At 66.5% G+C, this 14,051-nt stretch carries 15 protein-coding genes and 3 riboswitches; of the genes, 7 read left to right on the forward strand and 8 right to left on the reverse strand.

All coding sequences use genetic code 11. The annotated features are described in order from the left end of the window. Positions 1-163: 163 nt before the first annotated feature. The 3 genes from FIV02_RS06935 to FIV02_RS06945 form a co-directional block, all read right to left on the reverse strand. Positions 164-799, reverse strand: a complete 636-nt coding sequence (locus FIV02_RS06935) for an urea amidolyase associated protein UAAP2 (protein ID WP_152488204.1) — start codon at positions 797-799, stop codon at positions 164-166. A 10-nt stretch (positions 800-809) separates the two neighbouring features. Beyond that, complete coding sequence (locus FIV02_RS06940) at positions 810-1,538, reverse strand: urea amidolyase associated protein UAAP1 (RefSeq protein ID WP_150608656.1); 729 nt, start codon at positions 1,536-1,538, stop codon at positions 810-812. A 71-nt stretch (positions 1,539-1,609) separates the two neighbouring features. Continuing rightward, positions 1,610-2,677 (reverse strand): putative urea ABC transporter substrate-binding protein, encoded by a 1,068-nt coding sequence (locus FIV02_RS06945; RefSeq protein WP_152488205.1) that lies wholly within the window; start codon positions 2,675-2,677, stop codon positions 1,610-1,612. 67 nt (positions 2,678-2,744) lie between these two features. Further along, positions 2,745-2,844, reverse strand: a riboswitch (guanidine-I (ykkC/yxkD leader). Positions 2,845-3,177: 333 nt separating this feature from the next. Here FIV02_RS06945 and FIV02_RS06950 point away from each other — a divergent pair. Together FIV02_RS06950 and FIV02_RS06955 are read left to right on the forward strand one after the other, a co-directional pair. After that, positions 3,178-4,203: an isopenicillin N synthase family oxygenase gene (locus tag FIV02_RS06950; protein ID WP_152488206.1), complete on the forward strand. Its 1,026-nt coding sequence runs from the start codon at positions 3,178-3,180 to the stop codon at positions 4,201-4,203. Next, positions 4,200-5,135 carry a hypothetical protein gene (locus FIV02_RS06955; protein ID WP_152488207.1) on the forward strand — a complete coding sequence of 312 codons (936 nt, stop codon included), beginning with the start codon at positions 4,200-4,202 and terminating at the stop codon, positions 5,133-5,135. The genes FIV02_RS06950 and FIV02_RS06955 overlap by 4 nt, the downstream gene beginning before the upstream one ends. A gap of 431 nt (positions 5,136-5,566) precedes the next feature. Here FIV02_RS06955 and FIV02_RS06960 read toward each other — a convergent pair whose 3' ends face one another. The 3 genes from FIV02_RS06960 to FIV02_RS06970 form a co-directional block, all read right to left on the reverse strand. Further along, positions 5,567-6,379, reverse strand: a complete 813-nt coding sequence (locus FIV02_RS06960; RefSeq protein ID WP_152490094.1) for an ABC transporter ATP-binding protein — start codon at positions 6,377-6,379, stop codon at positions 5,567-5,569. 41 nt (positions 6,380-6,420) lie between these two features. Continuing rightward, positions 6,421-7,236, reverse strand: coding sequence for an ABC transporter permease (locus FIV02_RS06965; protein WP_152488208.1), 816 nt, complete (start codon positions 7,234-7,236; stop codon positions 6,421-6,423). A 179-nt stretch (positions 7,237-7,415) separates the two neighbouring features. Next, positions 7,416-7,516: riboswitch (guanidine-I (ykkC/yxkD leader) on the reverse strand. 173 nt (positions 7,517-7,689) lie between these two features. Next, a complete protein-coding gene (locus FIV02_RS06970) occupies positions 7,690-8,751 on the reverse strand; it encodes a putative urea ABC transporter substrate-binding protein (protein WP_152488209.1) in 1,062 nt (353 codons plus the stop codon). A 52-nt stretch (positions 8,752-8,803) separates the two neighbouring features. Beyond that, a riboswitch (guanidine-I (ykkC/yxkD leader) is annotated at positions 8,804-8,920 on the reverse strand. Between the two features lie 203 nt (positions 8,921-9,123). Here FIV02_RS06970 and FIV02_RS06975 point away from each other — a divergent pair. Genes FIV02_RS06975 through FIV02_RS06980 form a run of 3 tightly spaced genes read left to right on the forward strand, consistent with a single transcriptional unit; the run spans position 9,124 to position 9,927 of the window. Next, on the forward strand, positions 9,124-9,303 hold the full coding sequence (locus FIV02_RS06975) for a hypothetical protein (protein WP_037055432.1): 180 nt from the start codon (positions 9,124-9,126) through the stop codon (positions 9,301-9,303). After that, positions 9,303-9,455: a hypothetical protein gene (locus tag FIV02_RS24790; protein ID WP_172979134.1), complete on the forward strand. Its 153-nt coding sequence runs from the start codon at positions 9,303-9,305 to the stop codon at positions 9,453-9,455. The genes FIV02_RS06975 and FIV02_RS24790 overlap by 1 nt, the downstream gene beginning before the upstream one ends. Positions 9,456-9,498: 43 nt before the next feature. Continuing rightward, on the forward strand, positions 9,499-9,927 hold the full coding sequence (locus FIV02_RS06980) for a hypothetical protein (RefSeq protein ID WP_134676346.1): 429 nt from the start codon (positions 9,499-9,501) through the stop codon (positions 9,925-9,927). Positions 9,928-9,933: 6 nt separating this feature from the next. On the opposite strand, the gene FIV02_RS06985 is transcribed toward FIV02_RS06980, so the two are convergent. After that, positions 9,934-10,854, reverse strand: a complete 921-nt coding sequence (locus FIV02_RS06985) for a LysR family transcriptional regulator (RefSeq protein WP_047584497.1) — start codon at positions 10,852-10,854, stop codon at positions 9,934-9,936. A 96-nt stretch (positions 10,855-10,950) separates the two neighbouring features. Between FIV02_RS06985 and FIV02_RS06990 the strand changes: the two genes are divergently transcribed. Continuing rightward, positions 10,951-12,738, forward strand: a complete 1,788-nt coding sequence (locus FIV02_RS06990; RefSeq protein ID WP_047584507.1) for an alkyl/aryl-sulfatase — start codon at positions 10,951-10,953, stop codon at positions 12,736-12,738. Positions 12,739-12,862: 124 nt separating this feature from the next. Next, the gene (locus tag FIV02_RS06995; protein WP_152488210.1) at positions 12,863-13,048 is read left to right on the forward strand and encodes a DUF1145 domain-containing protein; all 186 of its coding nucleotides are present in this window, start codon (positions 12,863-12,865) and stop codon (positions 13,046-13,048) included. Positions 13,049-13,147: 99 nt separating this feature from the next. Here FIV02_RS06995 and mmsB read toward each other — a convergent pair whose 3' ends face one another. Continuing rightward, complete coding sequence (gene mmsB / locus FIV02_RS07000) at positions 13,148-14,032, reverse strand: 3-hydroxyisobutyrate dehydrogenase (protein ID WP_037055442.1); 885 nt, start codon at positions 14,030-14,032, stop codon at positions 13,148-13,150. Positions 14,033-14,051: the final 19 nt, after the last annotated feature.

Here is a 14,051-nt window from a genome sequence, read left to right on the forward strand (position 1 = left end):
GTCCCGCCGTCATTGGTCATGCGCCACGGTCGTCCGTGGCGGAAAATCCGGCTGGCTTGTCTCCCTCTCCCATTCATGGGAGAGGGCTGGGGAGAGGGGCGGTTGATGACATGACCCTCTCCCCCGGCCCCTCTCCCGCAAGCGGGAGAGGGGAGTGCATCAATCAATCCCACACCAGCACTTCGGCGGGCGTCGGGTTCCAGCCGTTGCAGGGGTTGTTCAGCTGCGGGCAGTTGGAGATCAGCACGATGACATCGGTCTCGGCCTTCATCTCGACATACTTGCCGGGCGCGGAGATGCCGTCCTCGAAGGTCAGGCCGCCTTCGGGCGTGACCGGCACGTTCATGAAGAAGTTGATGTTGGCGCCGATGTCGCGCTTGCTCAGGCGGCCGTCGTGCAGGCTGGCGCGCAGGAAGTTGTCGCGGCAGCTGTGCATGTAGCGCTTGTCCAGGGCGTAGCGCACGGTGTTGCTCTCCTGCGCGCAGGCTCCGCCGAGGGTGTCGTGGCGCCCACAGGTATCGGCGGTGATGGTCAGCAGCGGGTTGCCGAGGTTGGAGTAGAGCACGGTGCCGGTGCTCAGGTAGACGCGGTTCTGCTTGCGCAGGGTGCGCTGCGGGTCGAAGCGCTCACGCGGGTTGGCGGCGGCGAAGAACAGGGTGTCGATCGCCTGGTTGCCTTCCAGGTCGTGCAGGCGCAGGGTCTGCCCGGCCCTGACCTCGAACAGGTAGGGCTCGCCCGCCGGGATGGTGTGGCGGTAGACGGCGGTTTCGGGATGCAGGTTGCTTGCGGTCAGGCTCATGTCGGCACCCTCAGATGTACTGGCGTTCGGTGTTGTGGAAGGCACGACCGTTCTCCGGGCGCGAGGTGCGGCAGAGTACGCTGATGCCGTCGCTGGCGACCTTGCTCCAGCTCAGCTGCACGGGCTTGGGCGCGTACTGCGGGTTCGGGTCCATCGGGTGTTGCAGGGCGGTGAGCACCACCAGGGTGTCCATCGGCGCGTACAGTTCGATGTAGTCGCCGGCCTGGCTGTTGCCGGGCTGGAAGTGGAAGGCCCCGGCGGCGTCGACATCCACGCGGCTGAAGAGGTTGAGGTTCATCAGCAGGTCCTGCAGGTTCAGGTCCCACTTGCCCATCTCCACCAGCAGGTTGTCCATGCCGTTGCGGAAGAAACCGTTGCGCAGTTCCTGGTAGCGACCCTGGCCGTACTTCTCCAGCGTCTCGGCGGCGTTGAGCACGCCGGCGAAACTGTCGTGCCAGCCGCAGGTATCGGCCGTGATCGCGGCCAGCACCCTGCCCATGTCCGAGTACAGGCAATGGCCGGCGGTGAGCTTGGCGGTGTGCTGGCCTTTGAGGGTGTCCGGCAGGTTCAGGCGCTCGCTCTTTTCGCCGGCGTTGAACAGCAGCAGGCTGACGTTGGCGCCGCCCTCGATGTCGGTGATGCGCAGCAGTTGCCCGCGCTTGAGGATGAAGGAGGTATGCCCGCCGCCAGGTACGGTCTCTTCGTACAGGCTCGGGCGCAGGGTAAGGGCAGTGTGCATGGGAACCTCGGAATCAAAGCCGGAGCGTCAGGCGCCAGAGGGCGCCTGATCATCGTTGCGATGGGATGGCGTCAGAGCTTGCCGTCGACGGCCATCTGCACGTAGCTGGGGTCGAAGCGCAGCTTGATGTTGGCGCTGTCGCCCGTGCTGACGCCGCCGGCGAAGGTCATGCCGATGGCATCGGCGCTGCGTGCGCCCTCACCGAGGATGCCGTGCTCGAAGCTGAAGCTGGCGACCTTGGTCATGGTCTCCGGCAGCGCCGGGCTGGTGATGAAGTCCAGGGTCTCCTGCGGCGTGTAGAACAGCTTGGTGGTGGCCAGCTGCGACTGGTAGCCGGCGAGGTCGGTCCCGGAGGCCTTGGCCATTTCGCTCAGCGCTTCGCTGCTCTCGACGGTGCCGGCCTGCATCAGTTCGAGAATCTCGAACCAGGCGCCGGTCAGGGCCTTGCCGAAGTCCGGGTTGTCTTTCAGGGTCTGGGTGTTGACCACCATCATGTCGAGGATTTCGCCGGGAATCTTCGACGAGTCGAAGACCTGGGTGCTGCCCGGCTGGGCGAGAATTTCCGCCAGCATCGGGTTCCAGGTAGCGGCGGCCTCCACGCCGGGCGTGGTGTAGGCGGCGATGATGTCGGCGTCGGAGGTGTTCACCACCGTCACGTCGCGCTCGCTCATGCCGGCGCTTTCCAGAGCGCGAGCGAGGAAGTAGTGGGAGACCGACAGCTCGACCAGGTTCACCGGCATGCCCTTGAGGTCGGCCAGGGTCTTGCCTTCGCCCTTGATCAGCAGGCCGTCGTTGCCGTTGGAGTAGTCGCCGACCAACAGGGCGGTGGAGTCGACGCCGCCAGCGGCCGGAATGGTCAGGGCGTCCATGTTGGTCATGGTGCAGCCGTCGAACTGGCCGACGCTGTACTGGTTGATGGACTCGACGTAGTCGTTGAGCTGCACGACGTCGATGTCGATGCCGTATTTCTTCGCCCATTTGTCGATGATGCCGGAGGTGCTGGCATAGCCCCAGGGCATCCAGCCGGCGTAGAGCGTCCAGCAGACGCTGAAACTGTCTTTCTTCTCGGCGTGGGCGCTGAAGCTGAGTACTGCGGCCAGGCCGGCGGCAGCGAAGGAGAGCAGACGGTACTTGCGCATTGGAACCTCCAGTCTTGATGAGTACGGGCAGGAGTCGCGGCACGTTTCGAAGCGTTCGAAAGGCGCGTTCTCCCGGGCTTTTATCCCGCCGTGTAACCTCATCGGAGGTCGATGACTCTCGGACCAGTCACCCGCCTGGGCGGATCGGAACCCTAGTCATCCATTTCGCAAATTGTGGTGCCGCGATTCCGGGAAATCCCGGTTGGAACCTGCACGCTGAGGTCGTAGCGAATTGCGTGCCAGGTCGGCAAACGCGGTGAACCACGGGTTGGCGGCCGGGCCGGGCGGCATCGGTGCTGCCTGATGGGGCTGCTTCGGCGTCCGCTGCACCGTTCGAGGGCGGGCGACGCGTGAAATACGCTTCCCGGCGTCCCGTGGCGGTGGCATGGAAATCGCTACCAGCCTGGCTGCAGAGGCGGCCTCGCCGGCGCCTTCGGGACGACCCGACTCCGCTGCTTGTCTGGACGACCAGGTAACTCACTTGTTCAAGGGAGCTTGCCATGGCGCATACCCATTTCACGTCCATTCCGCTTGTCGATATCTCCGGTCTCAATTGTGCCGATCTGGCCGCGCGCCAGCGCGTGGCCGACGAGCTCGGCCGCGCCGCGCGCGACGTCGGCTTTCTGCAGATCAGCGGGCACGGTATTGCCCGCGAGCTGCGCCAGGGGCTGATCCGCCAGGCGCGCAGCTTCTTCGCCCGGCCGCTGGCGGAAAAGATGCGCTTCTACATCGGTCAGTCGAGCAACCACAGTGGCTACGTGCCGGAAGGCGAGGAGCAGTTCGCCGGTGGCAGCCAGGACCTCAAGGAAGCCTACGACGTCAATTACGACTACACCGAAGCGGTGCAGGTCTACCCGCTGCTGGGGCCGACCCAGTGGCCGGACTCGGCCGACTTCAAGCGCGAGGTGAGCGCCTACTACCGCGCCGCGCTGGCGCTGGGCGACACATTGTTTCGCGGTTTCGCCCTGGCGTTGGGACTGGCCGAGGACACCTTCGTCGGTATCACCCGCCACCCCACCAGCCAGCTGCGCATGATCCACTATCCGCTCGACCCCGACCCGGTGGCGGACCGCCCCGGCATCGGCGCGCACACCGACTACGAGTGCTTCACCATTCTGCTGCCGACTGCCGAGGGGCTGCAGGTGCTCAACGGCGACGGGCAGTGGATCGACGTGCCGCTGATCGAGGACGCCTTCGTGATCAACATCGGCGACATGCTCGAGGTGCTCAGCAACGGCCAGTTCGTCGCCACCTCGCACCGCGTGCGCAAGGTCAGCGAGGAGCGTTTCGCCTTCCCGCTGTTCTGCGCCTGCGACTACCCGACGCGCATCGCGCCGATTGCCGGCCTGGCGCCCCGGGGTGAGCGGGTGTACCAGCCGGTGAGCTGCGGCGATCACCTGTTCGCACAGACCGCGCAGACCTTTCGTTACCTGCGCGAGCGTCTGGAAGACGGCACGCTGCAGCTCCCCGATGGCACGCTGGGCCTGTCCAGCTTCGGCCAGGGGCGCCGGGAGGTGACGGCATGAACCTGTTCGAACTGGCGGCACGCCACCCGATGCGCGTCGAGGGCGGCGTGCCGGACTGGATGCTCGGGCACTTTCGCCGACGCACCATCAGTTTCGCCGATGGCCGCAGCGATGAACGCACCCAGGTGCACTGGTTGCAGAGCCGCACCTTCACCATCGACCTGCGCCTGCCGGAGGGGCCGCCATTGCCGGGGCGCGCCTGGCAGGACTATGACGCCACCGAGCTGCGCGTGCTGGCCAATCACGAAGGCTGGGTGGCCGACAGCCTCTGGGAGGGTGGCATGCTCAGCTGGCGCGGCGGGGTCTCGCTGCAGTTGCACAACCGCTGGCCGGAGCCGGCGCGGCTGCAGCGCATCGGCAACTGCATGATCGAGTTCGGCACCACGGGCGCCTATGTCGAAGATTGGCGCCTGCAGGCCGGCAGGGGGCCGTTGATCGGCCTGCGCCTGCTGGAAGAATGCGACGGCGAAACCGGCCAGGTGTTGCGCCGTGGGGGCGGCCTGATCGTCTGCGGCGAGCAGCTTGGCTGGGTGCAGGGGCGAGCGCTCGAGCCGCGGCCGTCGAGCATGCTATTGCGTGAGCGGGTGGCGCAGGCCTGTGGCGACGCTGCGGCCCTGGCGGCGCTGCTCGACTGCGAAACCTCGCTGGCCAGCATCGATGCGCAGGGCGAGTACCGCGTGCAACTGTCCACCGTGCCGGCGCGCGTCGGCCAGGTGCTGCCCCTGGAGGGTTTCGAGCCACCGGTGCAGGGGCGCGTCCGCCAGTACCTGCACCATCCGCAGGATGGCCGTGCGCGGGTGCGTACCTTCATCGTCGATACCCTCGAGCCGGATTGGCAAGCCGACCTCGCGACGCCGAGCAGCAGCGAAGCGCAACAGTGGTTCGCCACGGAGCAGGAGACGCTGGCGCGTTATCTCGAGGTGTTGAGCTAGCCATCGGTGCTGCGTGATGCGGTGCTGAAAAGCTCGCCGCTGAAGCGCCTCCCACGGGGCGGAGTCCGCCACGAGTCGTGGGAGGGGCTTTAGCCGCGACGGATCGCCCGCAAGCGGGCTCCTACGGACGATCAGCGTATGGCGCTCGGCTGGGTAGCCCGGATGCAATCCGGGGCGGTGTCCCGGTGAATCCCCGGATTTCATCCGGGCTACGGTGATGAGCTGATCGGCAATGTGCCTGGGGTAGGAGCCCGCTTGCGGGCGATTTGCAGTACCAGCGATGGATCGCCCGCAAGCGGGCTCCTACGGACGATCAGCGTATGGTGCTCGGTTGTAGCCCGGATGCAATCCGGGGCGATGTCCCGGTGAATCCCCGGACTTCATCCGGGCTACGGTGTTGAACTGATCGGCAACGTGCTCGGGGCGGACGATCAGCGTGCGGCAATACGCTCGGCCACTTCGCTGGGCAGCTGCGCCTGCGCGCGGCGTGCGGCGTTCAGCGGAATGTCGTAGGTGATACGCGCGCCATAGGCGTTGGGGGCCTGCGGGTCGTGGCGCACCTTGTCGAATACCAGCAGGCGGGTGCCGAGGCTGAAGCCTTCCGACAGGTCGTGGGTGACCATGAACACCGTCAGGCGGGTTTCCTGCCACAGCTCCAGCAGCAGGGCGTGCATGTCCTTGCGAATACCGGGGTCGAGGGCACCGAACGGTTCGTCGAGCAGCAGCATGCGCGGTTGCATCACCAGCGCCTGGGCGATGGCCAGGCGCTGCTGCATGCCGCCCGAGAGCGCGCTGGGGTATTTGTCCAGGGCATGGCCGAGGCCGACCCGGCCTAGGATGCTGGCGGCACGCTCGCGGGCCTCGCGCTTGGCTGCGCCGAACAGGCGCCCCAGTACGGGCGCGCGCGGCAGCTCCAGGCCCAGGGCGACGTTGTCCAGCACGCTCAGATGGGGGAACACCGAATAGCGCTGAAAGACCACGCCACGGCTCGGGTCCGGCTCGTTGGGGAGCGGGGCACCGCCGAGCAGGAGCTCGCCGCGACTGGGGCGTTCCTGGCCGAGCAGCATGCGCAGGAAGGTGGATTTGCCGCAGCCGGAGGCACCGACCAGGGTGCAGAACTCGCCTTCTTCGACCCTGAGGTTGAGGCGTTCCAGCACCACCTGGTCGCCGTACTCCTGCCACAGGTGGCGCGCTTCGATGAAGGCGCCTGGCGACGGGCTGGCGGCGGTACGGGGTTCGCTCATGGCGGGTTCACTCAGCGGGACGATGTGTTGGCTGAACAGGGTCATGCCTTGCCTCCTGCGTGCCAGGGGAAGCACAGACGCAGCACCTGGCGCAGGCCCAGGTCCATCAGCCAGGCCAGCAGGGTGATCCAGACGACGTACGGCAGGATCACGTCCATGGCCATGTAGCGGCGGACCAGAAAGATGCGGTAGCCGAGGCCGTCGGTACTGGCGATGGCCTCGGCGGCGATCAGGAACAGCCAGGCCGAGCCGAGCATCAGGCGCAGCGAGATCAACAGGCGCGGCATCAGTTGCGGCAGCACCAGGCGCAGGATCAGCGTCCAGGAGTTGGCGCCGAGGGTCTGAGCCTTGATCAGCAGTTCGGCTGGAATTTCCCGCGCACGCTGTTCGATGTCGCGGGCGATGCACGGGGTGATGCCGATGGCGATCAGCATCACCTTGGACAGCTCGCCCAGGCCGAAGACGATGAAGAGGATCGGCAGGATGGCCAGGGGGGGAATCATCGACAGCACCGTGAGCATCGGCGACAGCGGCGCGCCGAACAGCGGCACGCTGCCGGCGGCGATGCCCAGCACCAGTCCGGCCAGCGCCGCCACGCCGAGGCCGATGGCGAGGCGGGTGAGGCTGGAGGCGCTGTCCTGCCAGAACAGGTAGTTGCCCGTGCGCTTGTCTTCGCTGAAGGCCAGGCGGTCGACGGCATCGATCATCTGGCTGGCGCTGGGCAGCAGCTTGTCGTTGGGGTTCTCGGCCAGGCGTGTGGTCGAGGTGCTGAAGTAGACGAACAGCAGCAGGGCGAAGGGCAGCAGGATCAGCAGCAGGCGGCCGCTGCGGTCCGGATGGCGGTTGATCAGGCGCATGGAGAGTCCTCGTCGGGCCTGTAGCGAAGGGCGTGCACGGCTAGAGCGCGACGACGCCGCTGACGGCTGTCCGGTAGGCGGCAGGGTGCCGCTGGTGCGAGTGGGGCGTAGCCATGATGAACCTCCAGTTTGACGGTGGCGGACAGGAGTTCGCGGCGGTTCCCCACGGATGGGGCGCGTTCTCCCGGGCTTTTGTCCCGCCGTGTAACCTCGCTGGAGGTCGCCAGCTCTCGGACCAGTCACTCGCCTGTGGCGAGCCGGAACCCTAGCCGGCTATTGCAAATTGTGGTGCCGCGGTCCCGGCTGGCCGGGGTTGTTCCTGCACCCGATGTTCTTAGCGAACATCGTGCCATGCGCCGCAAGGTGCGGCGCTTGGCGCTGCGCTGCGGCTCGTCGAGGGCAGGCTGCGCCGTGCTGGTGCGTGGTGCGGCTGGCGTGCCGCCTGCTGGGGCGCTACAGGGCGCCGTCGGCAGCCAGCTGCATGTAGGCGTGGTTGAAGCGCAGCAGGACGCGCTGCGGGTTGCCGATGGTCTTTTCACCGCTGAACTCGATACCCAGGTTGGTCAGGCCCTGGCCACGCTTGCCCAGCAGGGCATGGGCATCGGCAAAGTGGGCGACGCGTCGCATCAGGTCCGGCATCTTGCCGGTGCGGGCGAAGTTGAGGGCGCTGCGTGGCGAATAGAACGAGCGCAGGGTGCCCAGTTGGTCCTCGAAGTCCTCGGCGCTGGTACCCGCCGCGGCGGCCATCTGTGCTCGGGCTGCGCGTCCGGCAGCCGTCGGCAGGCCTAGCAGGCGCTGAGTCTCGAACCAGGCGCCGGTCAGCGCGCGGCCGAACTCGGGATGCTGGGCCAGGGTCTGGCTGTTGACCACGGTGAGATCGAGGATCTCGCCCGGTATCCGGTTGGAGGTGAACACCATGCTGACCTGCGCCTTGCGCTGGATTTCCGAGAGGATCGGGTTCCAGGTGATCACCGCATCGCCCTGGCCAGAGAGAAAGGCGTCGGCGATCTCGCTGTCGGAGACATGCTTGATGGTCACGTCCTGCTCGTCCAGCAGGCCCCATTCCAGTGCCCGGCTGAGCAGGTAATGGGAGACCGAGTTTTCCACCAGCAGCACGGTCTTGCCCTTGAGGTCGCGGATGCTCTTGCCGCTGCCGCGCAGCAGCAGGCCGTCGGCACCGTTGGAGAAGTCGCCGATGATCAGCGCGGTGCTGTCCGTGCCGGCGGCGGCGGGGATGGTCAGGGCATCCATGTTGGTCATGGTGCAGGCATCGAACTGTCCGGCGCTGTAGCGCTCGATGGAAGCGACGTAATCCGGCACTTCCTGCACCTGAATGTCGATGCCGTACTTGTCGGCCCACTTCTTCACGATGCCCTGCTTGGCGGCGTAGTCCCACGGCATCCAGCCGGCGAAGACCGACCAGCAGAGCTTGAAGGTTTTCGGCGCGGCCTGGGCCGTCGGAGCGCTGAGCAGGCAGGCGCAGAGCAGGGCGGTGAGTAGCGGGCGAATGGGCATAGGGACCTCGGTTGGTTGGCGGACGCGGGAAAGCAGACAGCCGTGCTGCGCGTTCTCCCGGGCTTTTGTCCCGCCGTGTAACCTCGCGGCTCCCCGCCGCTGATGAGGTCGCCCACTCTCGGACCAGCCACTCGTCATCGGACGAGCCGGAACCCTAGTCGGCCATTGTGTTGAGGCAGCGCCACGCTTTCCCGCTGCGGGCCATGCTAAGCGAGGAGTGTGCCAGCGAACGTGACGGGCCTGTGATCCTGGTCACTCGGCTGCACGGAACGTGACTCAGTCCATATTGTCGAACAGTCATGCTGAATAGCGCCGTGACCACCGGGCCGCTGCCTGTCCAGCAGCCTTCTGGAAATCGAGGAGTATTCCAATATGCGTGGTTTGACTGTGATGACATTGGCGTTGCTGCTGGGCGGCTGCAGCTTCAGCGCGCCGGGCGTGCATGCGCGGGTAGGTGACCCTGACGTGATTCGTGTCGATCTGGATGGCCGCGGCCACTCCAACGGCGGCTACTTCTGCCCGCCGGGGCATCGCATGAAGGGGAGTTGCTGATGAAAACCCTCTGCACCTTGTTGCTGGCCGCCAGCCTGGCCACCGGTCTGTCGGGCTGCAGCCTGCGGTTGCCAGGTATCGGCGTCGATATCGGTGACGGTGGTGGTCCTTCGCACTGCCCTCCGGGGCAGGCCAAGAAGGGTCGTTGCTGATCCGCTTCCGGGCCACTGGCCCGCTTCCCCTGTGGAGGCTCCCATGTTCTACAGAATCCTGCTTGCCACGTTGCTGATCCTGCCGCTCGGCGGTTGTGCGGTGTATGGCTACGACCACGATCGCGGCTACCGCAATCACGCCTACTACAACGGCTACCGTCACGACTATTCGCCACCGGTATACGTGACGTCGCGCTATTACTACGACGACCGCCGTCGCCAGTACCAGGCGCCACCCCGCTATGTGCCGGCGCCGCAACCGCGTCAACGCTATGGCTATGCGCCGCACTACCGCGACGACTACAAGCGTCACGAGCAGCCACGCCATGACAGGCAGCGTGACGCGCGGCGCCAGGAACAGCGTGGCGTCAAGGTCCTGCGCGGCTGGGACACCGGGCGGAGCACCCCGCAGCGCTACTCCAATGGGCGCAGCTACAGCGAGCAGCGGCGCAGCAACGAGCGCCGCTGGTAGTCCCGTTCAACCCCGCACGGTTTCGCTGTGCGGGGTTTGCTCATCGACCCGACGAATCGCCTCGACCATGGCCTGCGCCGCTGGCGACAGGCTGTGGCCGGCGCGGCTGACCAGGCCATAGGCCGAGTGCTGGTGCAGCCCTTCCGCCTGCATGGGCAGCAGGCAGAGCTGACCGCTGCGAACTTCTTCGGCAATCACGTCCCAGGGCGCCATGCTCAGCACGTCGCTACCCGCGACCAGGCGCTTGAGCACCAGAAAGTTGTCGCACTCCACGCTCAGCGGCTGCAGACGGCCGCTGGCAGCGCTCAGGCTGCGTTCGACCACGTGCGGCAACTGCGTGCCGGCCAGGGGGAAGTCGAGCAGGTCGCCGAGGCTCAGCTCGCGCCGTTGCAGCAGAGGGTGAGCCGGGCGGCAGAACAGTACGCCGTGGTGTACCCGTAGCGGCTCGATGTGCAGTTGCGCATCGTCTTGCAGTTCGCGGATGTCGGCGACGAACAGCTCGATGGTCGACTCCAGCAGCGCGTCGCGCAGTTCCAGCCAGTTGGCGATGTTCAGTTTCACCTGTACGCGCGGATAGCGCTGCAGCAACTGACCGAGCGCCTGCGGTACCAGCCTGGCGGCGGGGTAGGGGCCCGCGCCCAGGCGCAGCTCGCCGGCCTGCAGGTTGCCCAGCTGGTTGACCGCGTTGCTCAACGCCAGGCTGCCGGCCAGCAGGCGCCGGGCATGCTCCAGCACCAGCCGGCCATGGGCGGTGAGGGTGACGCCACGGTTGTGGCGATCCACCAGGGTACAGCCGAGCTGGCTCTCCAGGGCCTGGATGCTGCGGCTCAGGGCAGGCTGGCTGAGGTGCACGGCGGCAGCGGCACGGGCGAAGTGCTGGTGTTCGGCGAGCGCGACGAAGTGGCGAAGCTGGCGTAGATCGTTCATGTGCGTTGTGCATCAACTTGCTTATTCGAATGCATTGGAATTATCGAACAGGCTTTGCCAACCTGCCAGCACTCCAACAACAAGACGTCCATCGCCATGAGCACATTCCTTCGCTTGAGCGGCCTGCTGCTGGCCGCCTCCCTGCCCCTGAGCGCCTATGCCGAGCTGCCGGCCGAGCGCATCGAGCCCAGCATCAATGCCGAGCTGGCGGCCCACACCAAGGTCTTCGCCCAGCAGCTCTACCGCGTCGCCGACAACGTCTATTCCGCCGTGGGCTGGCAGCTCGGCAACGTGGTGATGATCGAGGCGCCGGAGGGGCTGATCATCGTCGACACCGGCGAGTCGGTCAGCGAGTCGCGCAAGATCATGGCCGAGTTCCGCAAGATCACCGACAAGCCGGTGAAGGCGGTGGTCTACACCCACTTCCATCCGGACCATATCAACGGCGTGCAGGCGTTCGTCACGCGCGAGCAGGTCGAGTCCGGCGACGTGCAGATCTACGCCCACGACACCCTGCTGGCCAACGTCGTGGCCCAGGGCGCACTGGTCGGGCCGATTCTCGGTGTGCGCTCGGCCTACAGCTTCGGCTCCTTCCTCGAGGCGCAGGACGAGCAGGACATGAACGGCGGCATCGGCCCGCTGGTCACCCCGGAGCCTTCCACCTTCATCGCCCCGACGGTGACCTTCGCGGACAAGCTCGACACCACCATCGCCGGGCTCGACGTGCAGTTCCTGCATGTCCCCAGCGAGGCGCCGGACGAGATCGTGCTCTACCTGCCGGCCAATCGCGTGCTGATCAGCGCCGAGGTGGACCAGGGGCCGACGCTGCCGAACATCCACACCTTGCGCGGTACCAAGTTCCGCGACCCGGTGCAGTGGGTCGACAGCCTGGACAAGCTGCGCGCCTACCGGGCCGACTACATGGTGCCGCTGCACGGTCGCCCGGTCAGCGGTCAGGACGCGGTGGAGGAAGTGCTGCGCATGACCCGCGACGGCATCGCCTACATTCATGACCAGACCGTGCGCTGGATGAACAAGGGGCTGACGCCGGACGAACTGGTGGAGAAGGTCAAGCTGCCGCCGCACCTGGCGGGCTACACGCCTTACCTGCGTGAGTACTACGGCACGGTGAAGCACAGCGTGCGGCAGATCTACAACGGCTACCTGGGCTGGTTCCAGGGCGACCCGGTGGACCTCGACCCGACGCCGCCACGGCAGAAGGCCGAGCGCCTGATCGCCATGATGGGCGGGCGCGAGAAGCTGCTGCTGGAGGCCGGCAACGCCTACCTCAAGGGTGATTACCAGTGGGCCGCCGAGCTGGCCGGCTATGCCATCCGTGTCGATCACGACGACCAGCTGGCGCGCGATATCAAGGCGCGCAGCTTCCGCAAGCTGGGCTACGCCAGCATGAACATCAACTGGCGCAATTGGTACCTGATGAGCGCCATGGAGCTGGAGGGCAAGCTCGACGGTGACGAGATCAGCCAGCGTTCGATCGAGATGCGCAAGGTGTTCCTCTCGCCGGACATGGTGCGCAGCTTCACCCCGCAGAGCTTCCTGCAGAACTGGGTGACGCGCATCGACCCGGAGAAGGCCGGCGACGTGGAAATGACCCTGGGCTTCAGCTTCCCCGATGTCGGAGAGCAGTGGGCGCTGGAAGTACGGCGTGGCGTTGCGCAGTTGCACAAGGGCATTCCCGAGGGCACCGAACTGCGCCTGTCGATGGACAAGAGCTTCATGGACACCCTGCTGACCGGCGAGGGGGGCCTGGTCAAGGGCGCGCTGCTGGGGGATGTGAAGGTCGATGGCAACCTGCTGGACATCCGCCGCTTCCTCAGCTGCTTCGACTTCACCGACGAAGCCTTCGGGCTGACCCTGCGCTAGCCGATCTGGCTGCTGCCATGCCCCGGCGAATCGCCGCTGGGGCAGGGCCACGCCAGTCGAAAGAGAGGCGTTCGGACGGCGTCAGGCCCGGCACACTCCGGGTTCATCCACTCGGAGACTGACGATGAACCTGCTGTCCTTCGCCAAGGGCGCCCTGGCCATGTTCTGGCTGGTGGCGTTGCTCAACCTGCTCTATCCCTTCGCTGCGCCGCTGGGCGCTTGGGTCAACTGGCTGGCGCTGGCGGTACTGCTGGCGCACGTTGCCGAGATGCTGCTGTTCGGTCTGTTGCACCTGCAGCGCTTGCGTTGAACGCGATCGCGACGAGGAGGCGCCTGAGGTGATCGCGCTGCGTGCGGGAGGCGATGTGCCGGTGAGCGACCTCACTCGCACGCCGGCTCCCGCAGGGCATCACTCCACGAACAGCTGCTGCACCACCGAGAAGTCCTGCTTGCCCTTGCCCTGCTTGAGCAGCAGGCGGTAGAGCTGCAGGGCCAGCGCACCCATCGGGGCACTGTTGCCATGGTGGCTGGCCGTTTCCTGGGCCAGGCCGAGATCCTTGGCCATCAGCTCGGCCATGAACCCGCCGCTGTAGCCTTTCGACGCCGGCGCGTTTTCCATCACCCCAGGCCAGGGGTTGTACTTCTCCAGCGTCCAGTTGCCACCCGAACTCTGCCGCATGATCTCGGCCAGCACGGCGGGGTCCAGGCCGTTGGCCACGCCCATGGCCATGGCTTCGGCGGTGGCGATCATCTGCACCGCCAGCACCTGGTTGTTGCACACCTTGGCAACCTGGCCGGCCCCCTCCGGGCCTGCGTGGAAGATGTTCTGGCCCATGACCGCGAGCAGCGGCCGGGCCTTTTCCAGGGCCTCGGCGGCACCGCCAACCATGAACGTCAGGGTGCCAGCGGCGGCGCCTGCGGTACCGCCGGACACCGGCGCATCGAGCAGCTCGATACCGCGTTCGCGCGCCGCCGCATGCACCTTGCGCGCGGACTCCGGGGCGATGGTGGAGCACTCGACCACCAGGCTGCCGGCCGGCAGCTGCTCGAGCAGGCCGTCGCGCCCCAGGTAGAGGCTTTCCACATGGCGACTGGCAGGCAGCATGCTGATCACCACCTGGGCCTGATCGACGGCGGCGCTGGCGCTGACTGCGGCTATCGCCCCCTCGCCGGCAAGGGTGTCGACGGCGCTGCGCACCAGGTCGAAGACTTTCAGCGGGTAGCCTGCCTTGAGCAGGTTGCGAGCCATGGGCAGGCCCATATGGCCAAGGCCGATAAAGGCGATCTGGGTCATTCTGGCATCTCCTTGTTGT

The organism is Pseudomonas sp. THAF187a (genome assembly GCF_009363395.1).
In the GTDB taxonomy this organism is placed as follows: Bacteria; Pseudomonadota; Gammaproteobacteria; order Pseudomonadales; family Pseudomonadaceae; genus Aquipseudomonas; species Aquipseudomonas khazarica.

What these genes read in the sequence shown, in the direction of transcription:
- FIV02_RS06935 (WP_152488204.1), bottom strand. Translation starts at nt 799, where the DNA reads ATGAGCCTGACCGCAAGCAACCTGCATCCCGAAACCGCCGTCTACCGC.
- FIV02_RS06940 (WP_150608656.1), bottom strand. Translation starts at nt 1,538, where the DNA reads ATGCACACTGCCCTTACCCTGCGCCCGAGCCTGTACGAAGAGACCGTA.
- FIV02_RS06945 (WP_152488205.1), bottom strand. Translation starts at nt 2,677, where the DNA reads ATGCGCAAGTACCGTCTGCTCTCCTTCGCTGCCGCCGGCCTGGCCGCA.
- FIV02_RS06950 (WP_152488206.1), top strand. Translation starts at nt 3,178, where the DNA reads ATGGCGCATACCCATTTCACGTCCATTCCGCTTGTCGATATCTCCGGT.
- FIV02_RS06955 (WP_152488207.1), top strand. Translation starts at nt 4,200, where the DNA reads ATGAACCTGTTCGAACTGGCGGCACGCCACCCGATGCGCGTCGAGGGC.
- FIV02_RS06960 (WP_152490094.1), bottom strand. Translation starts at nt 6,379, where the DNA reads ATGAGCGAACCCCGTACCGCCGCCAGCCCGTCGCCAGGCGCCTTCATC.
- FIV02_RS06965 (WP_152488208.1), bottom strand. Translation starts at nt 7,236, where the DNA reads ATGCGCCTGATCAACCGCCATCCGGACCGCAGCGGCCGCCTGCTGCTG.
- FIV02_RS06970 (WP_152488209.1), bottom strand. Translation starts at nt 8,751, where the DNA reads ATGCCCATTCGCCCGCTACTCACCGCCCTGCTCTGCGCCTGCCTGCTC.
- FIV02_RS06975 (WP_037055432.1), top strand. Translation starts at nt 9,124, where the DNA reads ATGCGTGGTTTGACTGTGATGACATTGGCGTTGCTGCTGGGCGGCTGC.
- FIV02_RS24790 (WP_172979134.1), top strand. Translation starts at nt 9,303, where the DNA reads ATGAAAACCCTCTGCACCTTGTTGCTGGCCGCCAGCCTGGCCACCGGT.
- FIV02_RS06980 (WP_134676346.1), top strand. Translation starts at nt 9,499, where the DNA reads ATGTTCTACAGAATCCTGCTTGCCACGTTGCTGATCCTGCCGCTCGGC.
- FIV02_RS06985 (WP_047584497.1), bottom strand. Translation starts at nt 10,854, where the DNA reads ATGAACGATCTACGCCAGCTTCGCCACTTCGTCGCGCTCGCCGAACAC.
- FIV02_RS06990 (WP_047584507.1), top strand. Translation starts at nt 10,951, where the DNA reads ATGAGCACATTCCTTCGCTTGAGCGGCCTGCTGCTGGCCGCCTCCCTG.
- FIV02_RS06995 (WP_152488210.1), top strand. Translation starts at nt 12,863, where the DNA reads ATGAACCTGCTGTCCTTCGCCAAGGGCGCCCTGGCCATGTTCTGGCTG.
- mmsB (WP_037055442.1), bottom strand. Translation starts at nt 14,032, where the DNA reads ATGACCCAGATCGCCTTTATCGGCCTTGGCCATATGGGCCTGCCCATG.